The following is a 20,646-nucleotide window of genomic DNA, read 5'->3' as shown; positions in this document are numbered from 1 at the left end:
CCGTGCGGGCGATTGTCGTTATTGTTCCAGCGCTTCCAGCCGGCGCTCGACGTCCTCGGCAAAGCGCTCGACGAACATGAGGGCTCTGACCTGCTGGGCCGCCGCGGAAAAGTCCTGCCGCTCGTCTAGCAGCGACTGCAGCGCCTCGAGCATCGCGCGGCGACGCGCGGCCACCTCGTCGGCGAGCGCCTCGACGGCCTCGGGCGAGCGCGCCTCCTCGAGCGACTCGCGCCACTCCATCTGCTGCATCAGGAAGGCCGGCGGCATCGCGGTGTTGCTCTCGCTCTGCACCGCCACGCCGCCGAGCTCGCACAGGTAGGCGGCGCGCTTGACCGGGTCCTTCAGCCGCTGGTAGGCCTCGTTGACGCGCACCGCCCACTGCATCGCGACGCGCTGCGAGGCCGCCCCGTCCGAGGCGAAACGGTCCGGGTGCACCTCCGCCTGCAGCGCGCGCCAGCGCGCGTCGAGGGCGGCGCGGTCCTGCGCGAAGCGGCGCGGGAGGCCGAACAGTTCGAAGTCGTCGTCGTCGAGTTTCATGGCGTGCCGGGTGGTGGTCGGAAGGTCGGACGGGGCGGGCACAAGCACGCTCGATGCCACGACCGCGAGAACCGATGCGATCCCTGCCCTCGCACCCCTCGCAATGCCCCCGGCCGGGGCGCGATCATAAAGAAAACGCCCGACCGAAGCCGGGCGTCCTTCAGCAGACGGGCGGAATGCGGGACAAGTTCAGATCCGGAACGACTCGCCGCAACCGCAGCGGTCCTTCTCGCGAGGATTGTTGAAGCGGAAGCCCTCGTTGAGGCCCTCGCGCACGAAGTCGAGCTGCGTGCCGTCGAGGTAGGGCAGGCTCTTCGGGTCGATCAGCACCTTCACGCCGTGGTCCTCGAACACATGGTCCTCGGGCGCCACCTCGTCGGCGTACTCCAGCTTGTAGGCCAGTCCCGAGCAGCCCGTGGTCTTCACGCCCAGGCGCACGCCCACGCCCTTGCCGCGCCGGCTGAGGTAGCGCGACACGTGCCGTGCCGCGGCTTCGGTCAAGGTCACCGACATCCTGTCATCTCCCCTTGTCGCCGCCCGGCTCAGCCGGTGTGGCGTGCCTTGTAGTCCTGCACCGCCGCCTTGATCGCGTCCTCGGCCAGGATCGAGCAGTGGATCTTCACCGGGGGCAGCGCCAGTTCCTCGGCGATCTGGCTGTTCTTGATCGCCATCGCCTCGTCGAGCGTGCGGCCCTTGACCCACTCGGTCACGAGCGAGCTCGACGCGATCGCCGAGCCGCAGCCATAGGTCTTGAAGCGCGCATCCTCGATCACGCCGGTGCTCGGGTTGACCTTGATCTGCAGCTTCATCACGTCGCCGCAGGCGGGCGCACCCACCATGCCGGTGCCGACCGTCTCGTCACCCTTCTCGAAGGAGCCGACGTTGCGGGGGTTCTCGTAGTGGTCGACAACTTTTTCGCTGTATGCCATGACTGCTTCTCCAATCTCGTCAATGGGCGGCCCACTGGATCGTGCTCAGATCCACGCCGTCCTTGTACATCTCCCACAGCGGAGACAGCTCGCGCAGCTTGGCGACGCGCTCGCGCAGCGTGGAGACCGCGTAGTCGATCTCTTCCTCGGTCGTGAAGCGGCCGATCGTCATGCGCAGCGAGGAGTGCGCGAGCTCGTCGCTGCGGCCCAGCGCGCGCAGCACGTAGCTCGGCTCGAGGCTCGCCGAGGTGCAGGCCGAGCCCGAGGACACCGCGATGCCCTTGATGCCCATGATGAGCGACTCGCCTTCCACGAAGTTGAACGAGATGTTCAGGTTGTGCGGAACGCGACGCTCCATGTCGCCGTTGATGAAGACCTGCTCGATGTCCTTCAGGCCGTCGAGCAGGCGCTGCTGCAGGCCGCGGATGCGCTCGCGCTCGCTGTCCATTTCCTCCTGCGCGATGCGGAAGGCCTCGCCCATGCCGACGATCTGGTGCGTCGGCAAGGTGCCCGAGCGCATGCCGCGCTCGTGGCCGCCGCCGTGCATCTGCGCTTCCAGGCGCACGCGCGGCTTGCGGCGCACGTACAGCGCGCCGATGCCCTTGGGCCCGTAGGTCTTGTGCGAGGCCAGGCTCATCAGGTCGACCGGCAGCGCCTGCAGGTCGATCTTCACCTTGCCGGTGGCCTGGGCCGCGTCGGTATGGAAGATGATGCCGCGCTCGCGGCAGATCGCGCCGAGCGTCGGGATGTCCTGGATCACGCCGATCTCGTTGTTCACGTACATCACCGACGCGAGGATCGTGTCGGGACGCAGCGCGGCCTTGAACTGCTCCAGGTCGAGCAGGCCGTCGGGCTGCACGTCGAGGTAGGTCACCTCGAAGCCCTGGCGCTCGAGCTCGCGCATCGTGTCGAGCACCGCCTTGTGCTCGGTCTTCACCGTGACGAGGTGCTTGCCCTTGGTCTTGTAGAAGTGCGCGGCGCCCTTGAGCGCGAGGTTGTTCGACTCGGTGGCGCCCGAGGTCCAGACGATCTCGCGCGGGTCGGCGTGGATCAGCGAGGCGACCTGCGCACGCGCCTTCTCCACCGCCTCCTCCGCCTCCCAGCCCCAGGCGTGGCTGCGCGACGCCGGGTTGCCGAAGTGCTCGCGCAGCCAGGGCACCATCGCGTCCACCACGCGCGGATCGACCGGCGTCGTCGCGCCGTAATCCATGTAGATCGGGAAGTGCGGGGTCATGTCCATTTTGACGTTCTCACAGGGCGCCCCGGCACCCCCGGGGCGACTGAAGGATTACTTGTTGAAGGCGTTGCCGAGCGCGAACACCGAATTCGGCGCGTTCACCTTGATCGGCTTGACGACCGGCTGGCTGGAGATCGCGCGCTTGACCGGCTGCTCCTCGATCGAGATGCCGCGGGCGAGCTGGTCCTCGACCAGCTTCTTCAGCGAGATCGAGTCGAGGTACTCGATCATCTTCGCGTTCAGGCTGGCCCACAGGTCGTGCGTCATGCAGCGGCCCTGGTCGCCCAGGCAGTTCTCCTTGCCGGCGCAGCCGGTGGCGTCGATCGGCTCGTCGACTGCGACGATGATGTCGGCAACCGTGATCTCCTCGGCCTTGCGGCCGAGCGAATAGCCGCCGCCAGGGCCGCGCGTGCTCTCGACGAGCTCGTGGCGGCGCAGCTTGCCGAACAGCTGCTCGAGGTAGGACAGCGAGATTTGCTGGCGCTGGCTGATCGCCGCCAGTGCAACCGGCCCCGTGTGCTCGCGCAGGGCCAGATCGATCATGGCGGTGACGGCGAAACGACCTTTGGTAGTGAGGCGCATGGAAGACTCTCCTTGTGCTCCGTGATTCCGGAAGCGATTGACCCAAGACGGCTTGTGACCGGGGTTTTCCCTCGACTTAACCTGAGCAATTTAGTCGAATTCTACCCGTAACTCAGTTTTTTGGTCAAGTTTGCGTGAGGAAGTTCCTATGGCCACGATTGCAGTTTCTGTGCCCGCCATCACGCTCGGACACCCTAGCATGGCACGCCAAGCTTACGCCACGCGATCGCCGCCGGAAGCCCCGAACGCCTGCTCCTTGAGCAGCGCGAGCTGGTCGCGCACGCGCGCGGCCTTCTCGAACTCGAGGTTGCGCGCGTGCTCGAGCATCTCCTTCTCGAGCTGCTTGATGCGCTTGCCGAGGTCCTTCTCGCTGAGCGCGTCGAAGGCGAGCGCCGCGGCCTGGCCGCCCACCAGCTCGATGCGGTCGGGCTGGTTGGAGAACACCCCGTCGATCAGCTCGCGCACCTGTTTCTGGATGCCGCGCGGCGTGATGCCGTGCGCCTCGTTGTAGGCGATCTGCTTGGCGCGGCGGCGCTCGGTCTCGTCGATCGCGCGGCGCATCGAGTCGGTGATGCGGTCGGCATAGAGGATGGCGCGGCCGTTGACGTTGCGCGCCGCGCGCCCGATGGTCTGGATCAGGCTGCGCTCGGCGCGCAGGAAGCCTTCCTTGTCGGCGTCGAGGATCGCGACGAGCGACACCTCGGGGATGTCCAGGCCTTCCCTGAGCAGGTTGATGCCGACCAGCACGTCGAAGGTGCCGAGGCGCAGGTCGCGGATGATCTCGACGCGCTCGACGGTGTCGATGTCGGAGTGCAGGTAGCGCACCTTGACGCCGTTGTCGCTCAGGTAGTCGGTGAGCTGCTCGGCCATGCGCTTGGTCAGCGTCGTGATCAGCACGCGCTCGCCGATCTCGACGCGCTGGCGGATCTCCTGCAGCACGTCGTCGACCTGATGCGTCGCAGGCCGCACCTCGACCACCGGATCGATGAGGCCGGTGGGCCGCACCACCTGCTCGACCACCTGCCCGGCGTTGCGCTTCTCGTAGTCCGCGGGCGTGGCCGAGACGAACACCGTCTGGCGCATCTTGCGCTCGAACTCCTCGAACTTCAGCGGCCGGTTGTCCAGCGCCGAGGGCAGCCGGAAGCCGTATTCCACGAGGGTCGTCTTGCGCGCGCGGTCGCCGTTGTACATGCCGCCGAACTGGCCGATCAGCACGTGGCTCTCGTCGAAGAACATCAGCGCGTCCTTCGGGAGGTAGTCCACGAGGGTCGAGGGCGGCTCGCCGGGCGCGGAGCCGGAGAGGTGGCGGGTGTAGTTCTCGATGCCCTTGCAATGGCCGACCTCCTGCAGCATCTCCAGATCGAACCGGGTGCGCTGCTCGAGGCGCTGCGCCTCGACGAGCTTGCCCGCCTTGACGAACTCGTCGAGGCGCTGGCGCAGCTCGTCCTTGATGCCGTCGATCGCCGCGAGCACGCGCTCGCGCGGCGTCACGTAGTGGCTGCTCGGGTAGACGGTGAAGCGCGGGATCTTCTGCCGCACGCGGCCGGTGAGCGGGTCGAACAGCTGCAGCGACTCGATCTCGTCGTCGAAGAGCTCGATGCGGATCGCGAGCTCCGAGTGCTCGGCGGGGAAGACGTCGATCGTGTCGCCGCGCACGCGGAAGGTGCCGCGCCCGAAGTCGGTGTCGTTGCGCGTGTACTGCATGCGGATGAGCTGCGCAATCACGTCGCGCTGGCCCGCCTTGTCGCCCACCCGCATCGTCATCACCATCTGGTGGTAGTCGCTCGGGTTGCCGATGCCGTAGATCGCCGAGACGGACGCGACGATCACCACGTCGCGGCGCTCCATCAGGCTCTTGGTCGCCGACAGCCGCATCTGCTCGATGTGCTCGTTGATTGCGCTGTCCTTCTCGATGAACAGGTCGCGCTGCGGCACGTAGGCCTCGGGCTGGTAGTAGTCGTAGTAGCTGACGAAGTACTCGACCGCGTTCTTTGGGAAGAACTCGCGGAACTCGCTGTAGAGCTGCGCGGCGAGCGTCTTGTTCGGCGCGAACACGATCGCCGGGCGGCCGAGCCGCGCGATCGTGTTGGCCATCGTGTAGGTCTTGCCCGAGCCGGTCACGCCCAGCAGCGTCTGGAAGCTCAGGCCGTCCTCGACGCCCCCGACGAGCTGCTCGATCGCGGCGGGCTGGTCGCCCGCAGGCGGATAGGGCTGGTACAGCAGGAAGGGCGAGCCCTCGAAGCGCACGAAGCGCTCGTCGTCGGTCGCGGGAACTTCGGTCAGGGCTGGGCTCATGGGATGGGTGCGGGACGGTGGAGAAGCCGGGAACGGCGCGGCGGCAGTGCCGCCAGCCTTAAAATGGAGGGCTGCCCTGCCCTTTGCAAGGCCGAGAGCTGTAAAGCGTAGCCCAAACGGGCACGCACCGCTTCCCCACCGCCGACATCCAAGGACACCCTTCATGGCATCGCTTTTCGCCGCCGTCGAAATGGCCCCCCGCGACCCGATCCTGGGCCTCAACGAGCAATTCGCCGCCGACCCCAACCCGGCCAAGGTCAACCTGGGCGTGGGCGTCTACTACGACGACAACGGCAAGCTGCCGCTGCTGGCCTGCGTGGCCGCGGCCGAGAAGCAGCTGATCGAGGCCGCCAAGCCGAAGGGCTACCTGCCGATCGACGGCATCGCGGCCTACGACAAGGCCGTGCAGGGCCTGGTCTTCGGCGACGAGGCAGTGCAGAGCGGCCGCATCGCCACCGTGCAGGGCCTCGGCGGCACCGGCGGCCTGAAGATCGGCGCCGACTTCCTCAAGCGCCTGAACCCGGGCGCGCAGGTGCTGATCAGCGACCCGAGCTGGGAGAACCACCGCGCGCTGTTCGAGAGCGCGGGCTTCCCCGTCGGCACCTACCCCTACTACGACGCCGACAAGCGTGGCATCAACTTCGACGGCATGCTCGCGGCGCTCCAGGCCGCGCCGGCCGGCACCGTCGTGGTGCTGCACGCCTGCTGCCACAACCCGACCGGCTACGACCTGACGGCCGAGCAGTGGGGCCAGGTGATCGACGCGGTCAAGGCGGCCGGCCTCGTCGCCTTCCTCGACATGGCCTACCAGGGCTTCGGCGAGGGCATCGCCGAGGACGGCGCGGTGGTCAAGCGCTTCCTCGACGCGGGCCTGAACTTCTTCGTCGCGACCTCGTTCTCCAAGAGCTTCTCGATGTACGGCGAGCGCGTCGGCGCGCTGAGCGTGGTCTGCGAGAGCAAGGAGGAGGCCGGCCGCGTGCTGAGCCAGCTCAAGCGCGTGATCCGCACCAACTACTCCAACCCGCCGACGCACGGCGCGCAGGTGGTCACCACCGTGCTGAGCACGCCCGAGCTGCGCCAGCAGTGGGAGGACGAGCTCGCCGCGATGCGCGTGCGCATCAAGCAGATGCGCGAGGCGCTGGTCGAGAAGCTCAAGGCCGCGGGCGTGCAGCAGGACCTGAGCTTCATCACGCGCCAGAAGGGCATGTTCAGCTACTCGGGCCTGAACAAGGAGCAGATGCAGCGCCTGCGCAGCGAGTTCGGCGTCTACGGCGTCGACTCGGGCCGCATCTGCGTCGCCGCGCTCAACAGCAAGAACATCGACGCGGTCGCCGCCGCGATCGCCAAGGTGGTCTGAGCGCCGCCCGCTGCCGGCCGGACATCCCAAGGGGCTCTTCGAGCCCCTTTTTCTTTTCCTGCCATCCCGGCAATAGGAACGGAAATTGCCAAGAACCCCGTGTAATAACGCCGTCACTCCTGCAAGATAGCGTCCGGCGCCTGGAGGCCAGACTCCAGAAACATTTCGCGACAAGCTGTACCGTTGCACTTTTTGCCAGTTTCAGGCCGGACTCCCTGCCACCGGATCACAGACGACTCGGGACGGCCCCTGCGCCGCCCCTTCACGATGAGAGGCTGAAATGCTGTATCAGTTGTACGAAACCCACCGCGCGCTGCTGAGCCCGTTCTCGGAGTTCGCGAGCGCCTCCTCCAAGCTCTACAGCCATCCTCTGTCGCCCTTCACGCACGTGCCGATGGCGCAGCGCCTGTCGGCGGGCCTGGACCTGATGCACCGGCTGGCCAAGGAGTACGAGAAGCCGGAGTTCAACATCCGCAGCGTGGCCGTCGATGGCGTCGACGTCGCGGTGCAGGAGCAGGTCGCGCTCGCCAAGCCCTTCTGCCGGCTGCTGCGCTTCAAGCGCTTCACCGACGACGTCGCGGTGCTCGAGAAGATGAAGGACCACCCGACGGTGCTCGTCGTCGCGCCGCTGTCGGGCCACCACGCCACGCTGCTGCGCGACACGGTGCGCACGCTGCTGCAGGGCCACAAGGTCTACATCACCGACTGGATCGACGCGCGCATGGTGCCGCTGTCGGACGGCCCCTTCCACCTCGACGACTACGTCGAGTACGTGCAGGAGTTCATCCGCCACATCGGCGCCGACAACGTGCACGTGATCTCGGTCTGCCAGCCCACCGTGCCGGTGCTCGCCGCGATCTCGCTGATGGCGAGCCGCGGCGAGAAGACGCCGCGCAGCATGACGATGATGGGCGGGCCGATCGACGCGCGCAAGTCGCCGACCGCGGTCAACAACCTCGCGCTCAACAAGAGCTACTCCTGGTTCGAGAACAACGTGATCTACCGCGTGCCGCCGAACTACCCCGGCAGCGGCCGCCGCGTCTACCCCGGTTTCCTGCAGCATACCGGCTTCGTCGCGATGAACCCAGACCGGCACCTGAACTCGCACTACGACTACTTCCTCGACCTGGTGCGCGGCGACGAGGAAAGCGCCGAGGCCCACCGCGCCTTCTACGACGAGTACAACGCGGTGCTCGACATGCCGGCCGAGTACTACCTCGAGACGATCAGGACGGTGTTCCAGGACTTCGCGCTCGTCAACGGCACCTGGGTGGTCAAGGGCGAAACGGTGCGTCCGCAGGACATCAAGACCACCGCGCTGATGACGGTCGAGGGCGAGCTCGACGACATCTCGGGCGCCGGCCAGACCGAGGCCGCCCAGGCGCTGTGCAGCGGCATCCCCCAGGAGCATCGCCACCACTACACCGCGATCGGCGCCGGCCACTACGGCATCTTCTCGGGTCGCCGCTGGCGCGAGATGGTCTATCCGGAGATCCGCCAGTTCATCGCTCAGCACGACAGGTAAAGTCGCGGCTTTTCCTGTTCCCGACCGAGCCTTGACCCCGACCGACGACCAAGCCGCGCTGATCGACGCCCTGCTGCCGCAGACGCAGTGCACGCGTTGCGGCCAGCCCGACTGCGAAAGCTATGCCCGCGCGGTGGCCTCCGGCACCGCCGGCATCAACCAGTGCCCGCCCGGCGGCGCCGAGGGCGTGGTCCGCCTTGCGCGCGCCACCGGCCGGCCTGTGCTGCCGCTCGACCCGCGCCATGGGGCCGAGGGGCCGCGGCTGCTCGCGGTGATCGACGAGGACTGGTGCATCGGCTGCACGCTGTGCATCAAGGCCTGCCCGGTGGACGCGATCTTCGGCGCCTCCAAGCAGATGCACGTGGTCGTCGACGCGCAGTGCACCGGCTGCGAGCTGTGCCTGCCGGTCTGCCCGGTCGACTGCATCTCGCTCGTCGACGCGAGCGGCGGCGCCACCGGCTGGGCCGCGTGGTCGCCCGAACAGGCGGCCGAGGCACGCCGGCGCTACGACTTCCACCGCCTGCGCGTCGAGCGCGACAAGCGGGACAACGAGGCGCGGCTCGCCGCCAAGGCCGAGCACAAGCTCGCCCACCTCGAGACCGAGACCCGGCTGACGGATCCAGCGCAGATCGAGCGCAAGCGCAGCGTGATCGAGGCGGCGCTCGCCCGCGCGCGTGCCCGCCGCCCGCAGGACCGGGCGTGAAGGCGGCGCACATCGCGCCCTTCTTCGCGACGCTGAAGGCCGCCAATCCCGAACCCGCCACCGAGCTGGAGTACACCTCGGTGTTCGAGCTGCTCGTCGCGGTGCTGCTGTCGGCGCAGGCCACCGACGTCGGCGTCAACAAGGCCACGCGGCGCCTCTTCCCGGTCGCGAACACGCCGCAGGCGATCCTCGCGCTCGGCAACGAGCGGCTGTGCGAGTACATCCGCACGATCGGCCTCTACCGCAGCAAGGCCCGCCACCTGCTCGAGACCTGCCGCATGCTCGTCGAGCTGCACGGCGGCGAGGTGCCGCGCACGCGCGAGGCGCTCGAGGCGCTGCCCGGCGTCGGGCGCAAGACCGCCAACGTGGTGCTCAACGTCGCCTTCGGCCAGCCGACGATGGCCGTGGACACGCACATCTTCCGCGTCGGCAACCGCACCGGCCTCGCGCGGGGCAAGACGCCGCTGGCGGTCGAGCTGCAGCTTCTGAAGCGCGTGCCGCCCGCCTACGCGGTCGATGCGCACCACTGGCTGATCCTGCACGGCCGCTACGTCTGCCAGGCGCGCAAGCCGCTGTGCTGGAAATGCCAAGTGGCGCCGTATTGCGACTTCCGCCCGAAGACGCCGGCACCCGGCTGACGAAAGCCGACGAGAAGGTCCAGCGCCTACAATCGGCGCTCCTTGCCGCCCACCCTTCCACCGCCCGGTCGCGCCGATGTCACGATTCGAAGAACTCGCTGAACGCGTGGAGCGCCTGCTCGTGCGCCACGAGGAAATGCAACGCCGCTGCGCGGAGCTCGAGCGCCAGCTCGCGGAGGTCACGCAGGAGCGCGACGGTCTGCACGCGCGCCTGGTCGCGGCGCGGCAGCGCGTGGACGCGCTGCTCGAGCGCCTTCCGGTGGGCGACGGTTCCTCCGGGAGTTCCGCATGAAGCAGCTCGAGGTGACGATCATGGGGCAGAGCTACCTCCTCGGCTGCACCGAGGGAGGCGAGGCGGCGCTGCTCGATGCGGTGGAGAACGTGGACCGCGAGATGTGCGCGATCCGCGATGCCGGCAAGGTCAAGGCGCGCGAGCGCATCGCCGTGCTCGCCGCGCTCAACATCGCCTACGAACTCGCCGAGCGCAGCCGGCAGGCGCCGCCGGCGCCCGCGCAGGCCCCGGCATCGGCCGACAGCGACCCGGCCTCCGGCGCCCGCCTGGAAGCACTGCTGCGTCGTCTCGACGAGGCGCTGAGCGCCCAGGGCGGCACGACGCGCTGAGCTTGCTCGCGCGCCTGCACCCCGGCGCACCGCAATGCAAGCGGCGCCTGCGGTATCCCTGAGCCGAACAGGCCCGGCCTGCCGGGTCGATCGGGCCGGCCGCTTAGAATGGGTCCGTCCGTTGCGTTCGCGTGGGTTCTATATTTCCTTGAACCGATGCTCTCTGAGCAAGGGCTTGGAAAATGTCCGGCGGGTGTGATCGTCTCGCGTCAGACGAACCCGAAGCCCGACTGACCTCGCCCACCTGAATCCCCTGGGTTCAGGAATGCGGCTCACGGCTCGCGGCGGACACCCTCCTTCCCCCGGCCCTGCAGGCAAGCCAGCACTGCACGGCGCCTTCCCTCCCCCGCATTGCACGTTCCGGGCGCCTGCGCCTCGACGGCTGCGCGCCGATTGCGCGACACTTCAGCCCTTGTGCCCGCATGGAAGCGGGCGGAACGGATGGAGTCGTCTTGGATCTCGATTGGCTGTTGATCGCCGAGCTGCTGCTGCTCGGCTGCTGCACCGGATTTCTCGCGGGCCTGCTCGGCATCGGCGGCGGCATGCTGCTGGTGCCCTTCATGACGATGCTGCTGACCATCCAGGGCTTCCCGGCCGACCTGGTGGTCAAGACCGCGGTCGCCACCTCGCTCGCGACGATCTGCTTCACATCGGTGTCGTCGGTGCGCGCGCACCAGGCCCGCGGCGCGGTGCGCTGGGACATCTTCGCCCGGCTCGCCCCCGGCATCGTGATCGGCTCGATGCTCGGCGCGCAGATCGCGAAGGCGCTGCCGTCGAACGCGCTCGCGCTGCTGTTCGCCGGCTTCGTCGGCTTCTCGGCGACGCAGATGTTCCTCGACCGCAAGCCCAAGCCCTCGCGCCAGCTGCCCGCCACCGGCGGCATGCTTGCTGCGGGCAGCGGCATCGGTGCGCTGTCGGCGCTCGTCGGCGCGGGCGGCGGCTTCGTCTCGGTGCCCTTCATGACGTGGTGCAACGTCGTGATCCACCAGGCGGTGGGCACCTCGGCCGCGCTCGGCTTCCCGATCGCGCTGGCCGGCACGATCGGCTACATCTGGGCCGGCTGGGACCTGCCGCAGATGCCCCCCGGCGCGCTCGGCTTCCTCTACGTGCCGGCGCTGGTGGTGGTGTCGCTCGCGAGCGTGACCACCGCGCCGCTCGGCGCGCGCACCGCGCACCGCATGAACGTCAGGCAGCTCAAGCGCGCCTTCGCGGTGCTGCTCTACCTGCTGGCCGCCTACATGCTGTACCGCGGCCTGCGCGGCTGAGCCGCTTGCCGGCCGGCCCCTGCGGGGCCGGCGACGCTCAGAAGGACAGCGGCTCGTCGAGGCCGGCGGCCGGCGCATCGAAGGAGATGCTGGCCAGCGCGACCGTGTTGGCGCCCCGCTCGCGCGCCTGCGCCAGCGCCCGCTCGGCCGCCGGCAGCAGCGCGTCCGGCCGGGCGGTGGTGTGCGGGAAGCAGGCCACCCCCACCGAGACGGTGAAGCGGATCTCGCGCCCCTCGTGCATCACCGGCAGGGCCTCGCACTGGCGGCGCACGTTCTCCATGCGCGCATGCGCGGTGGCCAGGCCGATGCCTGACAGCAGCACCGCGAAGCGCTCGTCGCCGAGCCGGCAGGGCGCGTCCATCGCCCGCGTGCTCGCGCGCAGCTGCAGGCCGAGCGCCTGCAGCACGCGCTCGCCGGCCGCGACCCCGTGCTCCCCGATCAGCGCATCGAAGGCGTCGACCTCCACCGTGACGAGCGCGAACTCGCGATGCTCGCGCAGCGAGACCTCGATCTCGCGGCGCACCTGCTCCTCGAAGTGCCCGCGTGCATAGACGCCGGTCAGCGGGTCGCGCACCTGCCCGTCCGGGCCGCTCGCCCCGGCCGCAGCGTCGTGCTGCAACTGCGCGAGCGCCTGGCGCAACTGGTCCTGCGTGCGGCGCAGCTCGGTGATCTCGATCCAGATGCCGCACAGCGGCTGCAGCGGGTCGCTCTCGCGCTGCGAGACCGGCACGCGCACCGAGAAGAAGTCGCGCTCCAGCCCGGGCTGCCCCGGCGCCGGCAGCGCCTCCTCGCATTCCAGCGCGCGGCGCTGGCTGCGGGCGCTGCGGTCGAGCTCGACGATGCGGTGCGCGAGTTCGGCCGGGAAGATGTCGGTGTCGCGGCGACCCACGATCTGCGCGGCCGGCAGCCCGATCACGTCGGCCGCCGCCTGGTTCACGAACAGGTAGCGCCCTTGCGGATCCTTCGCGAACACCCCGGCGCGCAAGGGCTCGACCGCGAGTTGCAGGTGCTGCAGGAAGCGGTGGTCGTCGCAGCCGCGCGCGTGGGCCTGCCGGAGCATCTGCTCCAGGACGTCGGCGGAAAGGGTCTCTTCGGCTGAAATCATCTCGCCTGCATACAGGGGCCGAAGCCGCGTCATTCTCGTGAAAGCATTGTTATCCGATTGTGATCGTTTGCGCGACCTCGTTTCCAGGGGGAGAAAGAGGTCTTGCCGGAGCCGGACGGCCACGGTAGCGCTGCCCGCGCGTCGCGCTGCGGAAAGCGGCCTCAGCCGATCAGCGTCTGCATGCTGCGCTCGTAGCGCTCGGTGAGCCGGTCGAGCTGCTCCAGCAGCGCCTCGCTCGCCTCGGCCAGCAGCAGCCGCCCGGCCGGGCCGTGCACGCGCTGCACGCCGTCGAGCAGCCGGCGCCATTCCTGCAGGGCGAGCTCCTGCCCCTCCCGGATCTCGGCCGAGCTCAGCGGGATGCCAGCGAGATGGGTCATCGCCTGCTCGAAGCGCGCCTGCGTCTCGGCGGCGGCCTCGGCGATCGCGGCCGCCACGTCGCGCGGCAGCAGCGTCGTCAGCAGCGCCTGCTTGGCAAGCCGCTGCGACAGCATGCGCTGGCGCCCGCAGACGTTGATCACGTGCAGCGGCGGCGTGCTGCCGGCGGTCTCGAGGCTGAGCGTGAGCTGCTCGGCCTGCGTCATCAGCCGCTCGGCATGCTCGTCGAGCTCGCGCAGCCGCACGCGGCGCGGCTCCGCGTCGAGCTCGGCCTTCAGCTCGCGCCAGGTGCCCTTGACCGCGTCGACGAGGTCGCCGAAGGTGGGCCTGGACAGCGAGCGCTCGAGATGCGCGAGCGTCTGCTCGGCGCGCTGCACCGATTGCGCCAGCAGCCGGGTCGCGCCGGCCTCGTCGGCGTTGGCGCAGCGCAGCGCGTGCAGCTTCACGAGCCGCTGCGACAGCATGCGCAGCTGGCCCGCGCGGTTGACCGACTCGGCGTGGTGCGCCGCGTCGATGATCTGGCGCGAGACCTGCCCGACGCGCTGGTTGACGTGCATCGACGCGGTGCGCAGCACGCGGAAGGCCTCGTCCTCGGAGACCTGCGTCGCGCGCATCAGGATGCCCTTGGCGCGGTCGACGAGCTTGCGCTCCTCGAAGCGCTCGCCGAGCTCCTGCATCTCTCGACGCAGGCGCGACTCGCGCCGGAAGCGCAGCTGCGCCAGGTGCAGGGTCGGCCGCAGGCGCGCGAGGCCGTAGCCGCTGACGACGTAGGCATGCACGCCGCTGTCGAGCGCCCCCTCCATCAGCGTCACGTCCGCGTCGAGCGTGAACAGCGCCACCGGCAGCGGCGCGGTGTCGCGCAGCGCCGCGAGCGCCGCGAGCAGCGCCGCATCCGGGCTCGGCGTCCAGCACACCAGCACGTCGGGCACCTGGCGCGCCACCTCGCGCACCAGATTGACGCCGTCGCTCGCACCAAGGACGTGAATGCCGAGCGACGCGAGGTCGGCGGCGAGCGGCGGGGTCTGCGGCCCCTCGGTCACGAGCAGCAAGGCGGTGGTCATCGCGGCGGGTACTTTCTCTTCTTGGTTCTCTGGGCCCCGCATGGGCGCGGCAGGGCGAAAAAGTCCGCAAGCATAGAGCAGGCCGGGCTGCAGGGAGGCCACCGCCTCCTGCTGGCACGGCTGTTGCGAACAGAGCGCCCCGAGGTGTGACGCTGCACCTCGACCGTGCGACAGCACCGCCGGTCACGCGCACAGTGCCGTGCGCCGCCATGTGCCCTCCCCGCCCCCGGCCCGCGCCGGGCGCTGCAGTTTCCCTGGAGAGCGACATGCGCCACCGCGCCTTCCGAGCCGTCCCCGTCCCGCCCCCCCGGCCGCTGCCGCGCGGCGGCATGTCGCTGCGTCCGGCCCCGGGCCGTCCTTGCTGAGAACCGCGCCCGCACCTGCGAAAGACCCACGATGTCCAGCTACAAGACCTTCATGAAGGCGGGCCACTGGCCGACGCTCTTCGCCTCCTTCCTCTACTTCGACTTCTGCTTCGCGATCTGGGTGCTCAACGGCGCGATGGGCCCGTTCATCGGCGAAGCCTTCAACCTCACGCCGGCGCAGAAGGGCTTCATGATCTCGGTGCCGATCCTCGCCGGCGCGCTGATGCGCTTCCCGCTCGGCGTGCTGGCGCAGTACATCGGGCGCAAGAACGCCGCGATGGTCGAGATGGGCCTCGTGATCGCCGCGCTGGTGTTCGGCTACGTCGCGGTCGACAGCTACGACGACGTGCTGCTGATGGGCGTGCTGCTGGGCATCGCCGGCGCGAGCTTCGGCGTCGCGCTGTCGCTGGGCAGCGGCTGGTATCCGCCGCGCTACAAGGGCCTGGCGATGGGCATCGCCGGCGCCGGCAACTCCGGCACCGTGCTCGCGGTGCTGTTCGCGCCGCCGCTGGCCACCGCCTACGGCTGGCAGACCGTGTACGGCCTGGCCGCGCTGACGATGCTGGTGCCGATGGCGGTGATGTGGTTCTGCGCGAAGGAGCCGCCCGACCGCGAGCACCAGACCTTCCGCGAGCACGTCTCCTGCCTGTTCGAGAAGGACGGCTGGGCCTTCAGCCTGATCTACATCGTCACCTTCGGCGGCTTCATCGGCCTCGCGAGCTTCCTGCCCACCTACTTCTACGACCAGTTCAAGGTCACCAAGGTCGAGGCGGGGCAGTTGACGATGCTCGCGACGCTGATGGGCTCGGCGGTGCGCGTGCTCGGCGGCTACGTGTCCGACCGCATCGGCGGCATCAACACGCTCACCGGCGTGCTGCTCGCGGTGGCCGTGACCCTCGTGATGTGCGGCTTCGCCGGCGGCTCGGTGGTGGTGACGACGCTGCTGTTCATGCTGTGCTTCGCCGCCCTGGGCGCGGGCAACGGCGCGCTGTTCCAGCTCGTGCCGCTGCGCTGGCCGCTGACCACCGCGGTGGCCGGCTCGATGATCGGCGAGGTCGGCGCGCTCGGCGGCGGCTTCCTGCCCAACGCGATGGGCCTCTCGAAGCAGTACGCCGGCACCTACCTGTGGGGCTTCGTCGCCTTCGCCGCGCTCGCGCTGGCGATGCTCGCGATGCTGCGCCTCGTGCAGCTGCGCTGGACGCGCACCTGGGCCGAGAAGGGCGGGCGGGCCCGGCCCGGCACGCCCGCCGCGGCCCCGCGGCCCGGCACCTCGCGCGCCACGCGGAGCGCCTGATGCCACCCGCACCCCGCCGCACCGGCCGTGGCACGCGATATGCGTCGCCGCGCCGGTTCGGGCCCGCCGAACGGATCACTGACAAAACCGACATAGCCGACAGGGGACGACATGGATCAGGCCAGCTTGCAGAAGATCGCCCGGCTGCGCACGCTCGCGGCACGCCAGGGGAAGAATTTCGATGTGGTGCGGTTTGCGACAGACCGGGAGTTCGCGCTCCAGACCCTCACCGCCGTGATGGACACGACGGACGAGGAGCTGCTGATGGCGGGGCTCGAGCTGATGAACTCGCTCCGGATGATTCCCGAGCCGCAGCCAGCCGCACCGCCGGCCGCGGCGAAGCCAGCGGGTGCGCCGTCCGAGCCGAGCGGCGGTCGCTACGTCGGCCGCTTGCGCTGAGCCGCCCTGCCGCGCACCCGGCACCCGTCTCAGCGCGGCAGGAACAGCAGCCAGATCACGAGCAGCGCGTTGAAGAGCAGCGAGACCGCCAGGCCGATCTTCCACAGCGCGGCCGGGTCGCGCGCGACCAGCGGCGTGGCGCCCGGTGCGGGCAGCGCCCGCGAGGCGCCGCGCTGCAGCGCCAGCACGAGCTCCTCGGCGGTCTCGAAGCGGCGCGACCGCTCGCGCGCCACGGCCTTCAGCACCACGTGGTCGAGCCAGATCGGCACGTCCGGGCGCAGCCGCGACGGTGCGCGCGGATCGCGGCGGAAGCGCGCGGTCTGCCAGGGCTCGATCTCGCCGTAGGGCAGCCGGCCCGTCAGCCAGCGGTAGAGCGTGACGCCGAGGGCGTAGAGGTCGCTCATCGCGTCGGCACCCTCGCCCTCGCCCTGCGGTCCGCCGTCCCACTGCTCGGGGTTCATGTAGCTCGGCGTGCCGGCGTGCAGCTCGCGCTGCACCGCCGGCTCGCGGCCGGACAGCGCGACGCCGAGGTCGAGCAGCCGCCACTGGCCGTCCTCGCCGAGGTGCAGGTTGTCGGGCTTGACGTCGCGATGCACGACGCCCATGCGGTGCAGCCGGCCAAGCGCGCGGGCGACCGCGATCGCGCCGTCGACTACCTCGGCGACCTCGAAGCGCCGGCCCTGCGCGAGCAGCTCCTCGAGCGTGCGGCCGGCATGCCAGTCGAACACGACGTAGAAGGCGCTCGGGTCGCGCGGCTCGTGCACGCGCACCAGGCCCCGCGCGTCGCGCGCGGTCAGGCGCTGGCCGAGCCAGGCCTCGTGCGCGAGCATCGCGCGCTCCTCGGGGTCGCTCGCGCGCGCCTCGTGCAGCGCCTTGAGCACCACCTCGGCGCCGCTGCGCTCGTCGCGGGCCCGGTAGAGCCGGTGCACGCCGGTGTCGGCGAGCTGCGCGAGGACGGTGTAGCCGTCGAGGCTCTCGCCGGGCTTCAGCCGTGGTGGCGCCGGCAGCAGCCGGCTGCGGCGCAGCAGGTCGTCGAGCCGGCCGGGCGCGAGGCCGCGCACGCGCAGCACCATCGCGGTGACGTTGTCGCGGCTGCCGGCGGCCAGCGCCGCGTCGACCAGCGCCTCGGCCGCCTGCTGCGCGCCGCCCTCGCCCGCCAGCGCCGCGATGCGCTCGCGCCTGAGCACGCCGTGCACGCCGTCGCTCGTGAGCACGAAGGTGTCGCCCGGGCGCAGCTCGCCCTCGACGTAGTCGACGTGGACGTGCGCGTCGAGCCCGATCGCGCGCGTGAGCTGGCTGCGCAGGTCGGGATGGTCGAGGCAGTGGTCCTGCGTGAGCTGGAGGCACTCGCCGCCGCGCAGCAGCCAGCAGCGCGTGTCGCCCACGTGGGCGATCGCCCAGCCCTGGCCGCGCAGCACCAGCGCGGTGAGCGTGCACATCGCGGTGACCCCGCCGCCCGCGCTGCCCTGGCGGCGCCGGTTGTGGTCGGCGAGCCAGGCGTTCTGCGCGCCGATGAGCCGGTCGAGCGCGACCGTGGTGTCCCAGGTGGCGGGCGTGGCGTGGAAGTCCTGGAGCACGCTGCGCACGGTGCTGCGCGCGGCCTCCGCGCCCGCGCCGCCGCTCGACACGCCGTCGGCCACCGCGGCGATCAGCCCGCGCGCCTCATCCTGGGGCGCCGGATGCACCACCGCGGCGAAATCCTCGTTCGCCTCGCGCTGCCCGCTGCGGCTGCAGGCGCCGCTGTCCACGTCGTAGCTCACCGCCCGACGGCGCGCCCGGCGGCGCGATTCATGGTTCTCGACACGTTCTTTTCTACCCGTCGTGCCGCGCAGCAGGCCTGCTGCGGCGGCGTGGAACAACCCGGGCATGTCGCTTGCGTTGGCGACGCCCCGTTTCAGGAGTGCGCAGTATGAAGAAGATGAAGCTGGTGATGGTGGGCAACGGCATGGCGGGCGTGCGCACGCTCGAGGAACTGCTGAAGATCGCCCCGGACCTCTACGAGATCACGGTGTTCGGCGCCGAGCCGCACCCGAACTACAACCGCATCCTGCTATCGCCGGTGCTCGCCGGCGAGCAGACGCTCGAGGAGATCGTCCTCAACCCGCTGTCGTGGTACGAGGAGCACGGCATCACGCTGCACCTGGGCAAGAAGGTGGTCGAGATCGACCGGCGCCGTCGCGTCGTGCGCGCCGAGGACGGCACCGAGGCCGCCTACGACCGGCTGCTGCTGGCCACCGGCTCCAACCCTTTCATGCTGCCGGTGCCCGGCCGCGAGCTCGACGGCGTGATCGGCTACCGCGACATCGCCGACACGAACGCGATGATCGAGGCGGCGAAGACGTACAGGCACGCGGTCGTGATCGGCGGCGGCCTGCTCGGCCTGGAGGCCGCCAACGGCCTGATGCTGCGCGGCATGCAGGTGACGGTGGTGCACATCGGCGACTGGCTGATGGAGCGCCAGCTCGACTCGGTGGCCGGCGGCCTGCTGAGGAAGTCGCTCGAGGAGCGCGGCCTGAAGTTCCTGCTGCCGGCGCAGACCGCGGCGCTGGTCGGGGACCGCGACGGCGGCAAGGCCGGCCGGGTGAAGGCGGTGCAGTTCAAGGACGGCAGCGAGGTCCCCGCCGACCTCGTCGTGATGGCGGCCGGAATCCGCCCGAACGTGGAGCTCGCCGAGAAGGCCGGGCTGCTGTGCAACCGCGGCATCGTCGTGACCGACACGCTGCAGACCGTCACCGATCCGCGCATCTACGCGGTGGGCGAGTGCGCGGCGCACCGCGGCATCGCCTACGGGCTGGTCGCCCCGCTCTTCGAGCAGGGCAAGGTCTGCGCGACGCACCTGGCCGAGTTCGGCATCGGCCGCTACACCGGCAGCCAGGTCTCGACCAAGCTGAAGGTCACCGGCATCGACCTGTTCTCCGCCGGCGACTTCATGGGCGGCGAGGGCACCGAGGAGATCGTGCTGTCCGACCCCTGGGGCGGCGTCTACAAGAAGCTCGTGCTCAAGGACGACCGGCTCGTCGGCGCCTGCCTCTACGGCGACACGGTCGACGGCAGCTGGTACTTCAAGCTGGTGCGCGAGGGCAAGAACGTCGCCGAGCTGCGCGACAAGCTGATGTTCGGCGAATCGAACCTCGGCGACACGGGCCACCAGGGCCAGAGCAAGGCCGCCGCGATGGCGGACAGCGACGAGGTCTGCGGCTGCAACGGCGTCACCAAGGGCGCGGTCTGCAAGGCGATCAAGGAGAAGGGCCTGTTCACGCTCGAGGACGTGAGGAAGCACACCAAGGCGAGCGCCTCCTGCGGCTCCTGCACCGGCCTCGTCGAGCAGCTGCTGATGTTCACCGCCGGCGGCGACTACTCCGCCTCGCCGAAGAACAAGGCGATGTGCGGCTGCACCGAGCACAGCCACCAGGAGGTGCGCGACGCGATTCGCGAGCAGAAGTTGCTGACCATCGACGGCGTGTACCGGGCGCTCGACTGGCGCAGCCCGGACGGCTGCAGCTCCTGCCGCCCCGCGGTCAACTACTACCTGATCTCGACCTGGCCCAAGGAGGCGAAGGACGACCCGCAGAGCCGCTTCATCAACGAGCGCGCCCACGCCAACATCCAGAAGGACGGCACCTTCTCGGTGATCCCGCGCATGTTCGGCGGCGAGACCACCGCCGACGAGCTGCGCCGCATCGCCGGCGCGGTGGACAAGTACCGGATCCCAACCGTCAAGGTCACGGGCGGGCAGCGCATCGACCTGCTCGGCGTCAGGAAGGAGGACCTCGCCGGTGTCTGGAAGGACATCGGCATGCCCTGCGGCCACGCCTACGCGAAGGCGCTGCGCACCGTGAAGACCTGCGTCGGCAGCGAGTGGTGCCGCTTCGGCACGCAGGACAGCACGCAGATGGGCAAGGACATCGAGCGCGCGCTGTGGAAGATGTACGCGCCGCACAAGGTCAAGATCGCGGTGTCGGGCTGCCCGCGCAACTGCGCCGAGTCCGGCATCAAGGACGTGGGCATCATCGGCGTCGACTCCGGCTGGGAGATCTACGTCGCCGGCAACGGCGGCATCAAGACCGAGGTCGCCGAGTTCCTCGTGAAGGTCAGGACGCCCGAGGAGGTGATGGAGTACAGCGGCGCCTTCCTGCAGCTCTACCGCGAGGAGGGCTGGTACCTGGAGCGCACCTGCCACTGGGTCAAGCGCGTCGGCCTCGACCATGTGAGGAAGAAGGTGCTCGACGACGCCGGGAACCGGCGCGCGCTATGGGAGCGGCTGCAGTTCGCGCTCGACGGCGAGCCCGACCCCTGGTTCGAGCAGGAGAAGGCGGCGGTCGACGCACGCCAGTTCGCGCCGATCGAGATCTGAGGCC

The 20,646-nt window shown here is 69.9% G+C and carries 19 protein-coding genes and 1 other RNA gene; 11 read left to right on the top strand and 9 right to left on the bottom strand.

Annotation, left to right across the window (positions count from 1 at the left end):
- Positions 1 to 18: 18 nt before the first annotated feature.
- The 6 genes from hscB to uvrB all read right to left on the bottom strand — a co-directional run bounded on the left by hscB (position 19) and on the right by uvrB (position 5,580).
- Positions 19 to 537: a Fe-S protein assembly co-chaperone HscB gene (gene hscB, locus D3A59_RS19095; RefSeq protein WP_119156920.1), complete on the bottom strand. Its 519-nt coding sequence runs from the start codon at positions 535 to 537 to the stop codon at positions 19 to 21.
- A gap of 189 nt (positions 538 to 726) precedes the next feature.
- Positions 727 to 1,050 carry an iron-sulfur cluster assembly protein IscA gene (iscA, locus tag D3A59_RS19090; protein ID WP_119156919.1) on the bottom strand — a complete coding sequence of 108 codons (324 nt, stop codon included), beginning with the start codon at positions 1,048 to 1,050 and terminating at the stop codon, positions 727 to 729.
- Between the two features lie 29 nt (positions 1,051 to 1,079).
- Positions 1,080 to 1,466, bottom strand: a complete 387-nt coding sequence (gene iscU, locus D3A59_RS19085; protein WP_119156918.1) for a Fe-S cluster assembly scaffold IscU — start codon at positions 1,464 to 1,466, stop codon at positions 1,080 to 1,082.
- Between the two features lie 19 nt (positions 1,467 to 1,485).
- Positions 1,486 to 2,706 (bottom strand): IscS subfamily cysteine desulfurase, encoded by a 1,221-nt coding sequence (locus tag D3A59_RS19080; RefSeq protein ID WP_119156917.1) that lies wholly within the window; start codon positions 2,704 to 2,706, stop codon positions 1,486 to 1,488.
- 48 nt (positions 2,707 to 2,754) lie between these two features.
- Positions 2,755 to 3,285 carry a Fe-S cluster assembly transcriptional regulator IscR gene (gene iscR / locus D3A59_RS19075; protein ID WP_119156916.1) on the bottom strand — a complete coding sequence of 177 codons (531 nt, stop codon included), beginning with the start codon at positions 3,283 to 3,285 and terminating at the stop codon, positions 2,755 to 2,757.
- Positions 3,286 to 3,498: 213 nt separating this feature from the next.
- Positions 3,499 to 5,580 (bottom strand): excinuclease ABC subunit UvrB, encoded by a 2,082-nt coding sequence (uvrB, locus tag D3A59_RS19070; RefSeq protein ID WP_119156915.1) that lies wholly within the window; start codon positions 5,578 to 5,580, stop codon positions 3,499 to 3,501.
- Between the two features lie 163 nt (positions 5,581 to 5,743).
- Here uvrB and D3A59_RS19065 point away from each other — a divergent pair, with 163 nt between their 5' ends.
- From D3A59_RS19065 to D3A59_RS19030, 8 genes are all read left to right on the top strand, one after another.
- Positions 5,744 to 6,937, top strand: coding sequence for an amino acid aminotransferase (locus D3A59_RS19065; RefSeq protein ID WP_119156914.1), 1,194 nt, complete (start codon positions 5,744 to 5,746; stop codon positions 6,935 to 6,937).
- A gap of 280 nt (positions 6,938 to 7,217) precedes the next feature.
- Complete coding sequence (locus tag D3A59_RS19060; protein ID WP_119156913.1) at positions 7,218 to 8,462, top strand: polyhydroxyalkanoate depolymerase; 1,245 nt, start codon at positions 7,218 to 7,220, stop codon at positions 8,460 to 8,462.
- 31 nt (positions 8,463 to 8,493) lie between these two features.
- Positions 8,494 to 9,165 (top strand): electron transport complex subunit RsxB, encoded by a 672-nt coding sequence (gene rsxB / locus D3A59_RS19055; RefSeq protein WP_119156912.1) that lies wholly within the window; start codon positions 8,494 to 8,496, stop codon positions 9,163 to 9,165.
- Entirely contained in the window at positions 9,162 to 9,803 is a 642-nt protein-coding gene (gene nth / locus D3A59_RS19050; RefSeq protein ID WP_119156911.1) for an endonuclease III, read from the top strand. Before rsxB ends, nth begins: the two co-directional genes overlap by 4 nt.
- Positions 9,804 to 9,879: 76 nt before the next feature.
- Positions 9,880 to 10,095 carry a DUF904 domain-containing protein gene (locus tag D3A59_RS19045; RefSeq protein ID WP_119156910.1) on the top strand — a complete coding sequence of 72 codons (216 nt, stop codon included), beginning with the start codon at positions 9,880 to 9,882 and terminating at the stop codon, positions 10,093 to 10,095.
- A complete protein-coding gene (locus D3A59_RS19040) occupies positions 10,092 to 10,424 on the top strand; it encodes a cell division protein ZapA (protein ID WP_119156909.1) in 333 nt (110 codons plus the stop codon). The genes D3A59_RS19045 and D3A59_RS19040 overlap by 4 nt, the downstream gene beginning before the upstream one ends.
- A 112-nt stretch (positions 10,425 to 10,536) precedes the next feature.
- Positions 10,537 to 10,719, top strand: a non-coding RNA gene (gene ssrS, locus D3A59_RS19035) — 6S RNA.
- Positions 10,720 to 10,846: 127 nt separating this feature from the next.
- Positions 10,847 to 11,689 carry a sulfite exporter TauE/SafE family protein gene (locus tag D3A59_RS19030; protein WP_119156908.1) on the top strand — a complete coding sequence of 281 codons (843 nt, stop codon included), beginning with the start codon at positions 10,847 to 10,849 and terminating at the stop codon, positions 11,687 to 11,689.
- Between the two features lie 37 nt (positions 11,690 to 11,726).
- Here D3A59_RS19030 and D3A59_RS19025 read toward each other — a convergent pair whose 3' ends face one another.
- Both D3A59_RS19025 and D3A59_RS19020 read right to left on the bottom strand, forming a co-directional pair.
- Positions 11,727 to 12,794: a sensor domain-containing diguanylate cyclase gene (locus D3A59_RS19025; protein WP_170162365.1), complete on the bottom strand. Its 1,068-nt coding sequence runs from the start codon at positions 12,792 to 12,794 to the stop codon at positions 11,727 to 11,729.
- 161 nt (positions 12,795 to 12,955) lie between these two features.
- A complete protein-coding gene (locus D3A59_RS19020) occupies positions 12,956 to 14,230 on the bottom strand; it encodes a type IV pili methyl-accepting chemotaxis transducer N-terminal domain-containing protein (protein ID WP_119156906.1) in 1,275 nt (424 codons plus the stop codon).
- 396 nt (positions 14,231 to 14,626) lie between these two features.
- Between D3A59_RS19020 and D3A59_RS19015 the strand changes: the two genes are divergently transcribed.
- Both D3A59_RS19015 and D3A59_RS19010 read left to right on the top strand, forming a co-directional pair.
- Positions 14,627 to 15,889, top strand: a complete 1,263-nt coding sequence (locus tag D3A59_RS19015; protein WP_119156905.1) for an MFS transporter — start codon at positions 14,627 to 14,629, stop codon at positions 15,887 to 15,889.
- A gap of 111 nt (positions 15,890 to 16,000) precedes the next feature.
- Positions 16,001 to 16,288, top strand: a complete 288-nt coding sequence (locus D3A59_RS19010; protein WP_119156904.1) for a hypothetical protein — start codon at positions 16,001 to 16,003, stop codon at positions 16,286 to 16,288.
- A gap of 29 nt (positions 16,289 to 16,317) precedes the next feature.
- Here the strand turns inward: D3A59_RS19010 and D3A59_RS19005 are convergent, their stop codons facing one another.
- On the bottom strand, positions 16,318 to 18,048 hold the full coding sequence (locus tag D3A59_RS19005) for a bifunctional protein-serine/threonine kinase/phosphatase (protein ID WP_119156903.1): 1,731 nt from the start codon (positions 18,046 to 18,048) through the stop codon (positions 16,318 to 16,320).
- Between the two features lie 149 nt (positions 18,049 to 18,197).
- Between D3A59_RS19005 and nirB the strand changes: the two genes are divergently transcribed.
- The gene (gene nirB / locus D3A59_RS19000) at positions 18,198 to 20,642 is read left to right on the top strand and encodes a nitrite reductase large subunit NirB (RefSeq protein WP_119156902.1); all 2,445 of its coding nucleotides are present in this window, start codon (positions 18,198 to 18,200) and stop codon (positions 20,640 to 20,642) included.
- Positions 20,643 to 20,646 lie beyond the last annotated feature (4 nt).

Source organism: Caldimonas tepidiphila (assembly GCF_003569765.1).
Taxonomy (GTDB): domain Bacteria; phylum Pseudomonadota; class Gammaproteobacteria; order Burkholderiales; family Burkholderiaceae_C; genus Caldimonas; species Caldimonas tepidiphila.
This window is presented reverse-complemented; position numbering and strand designations above follow the sequence as displayed.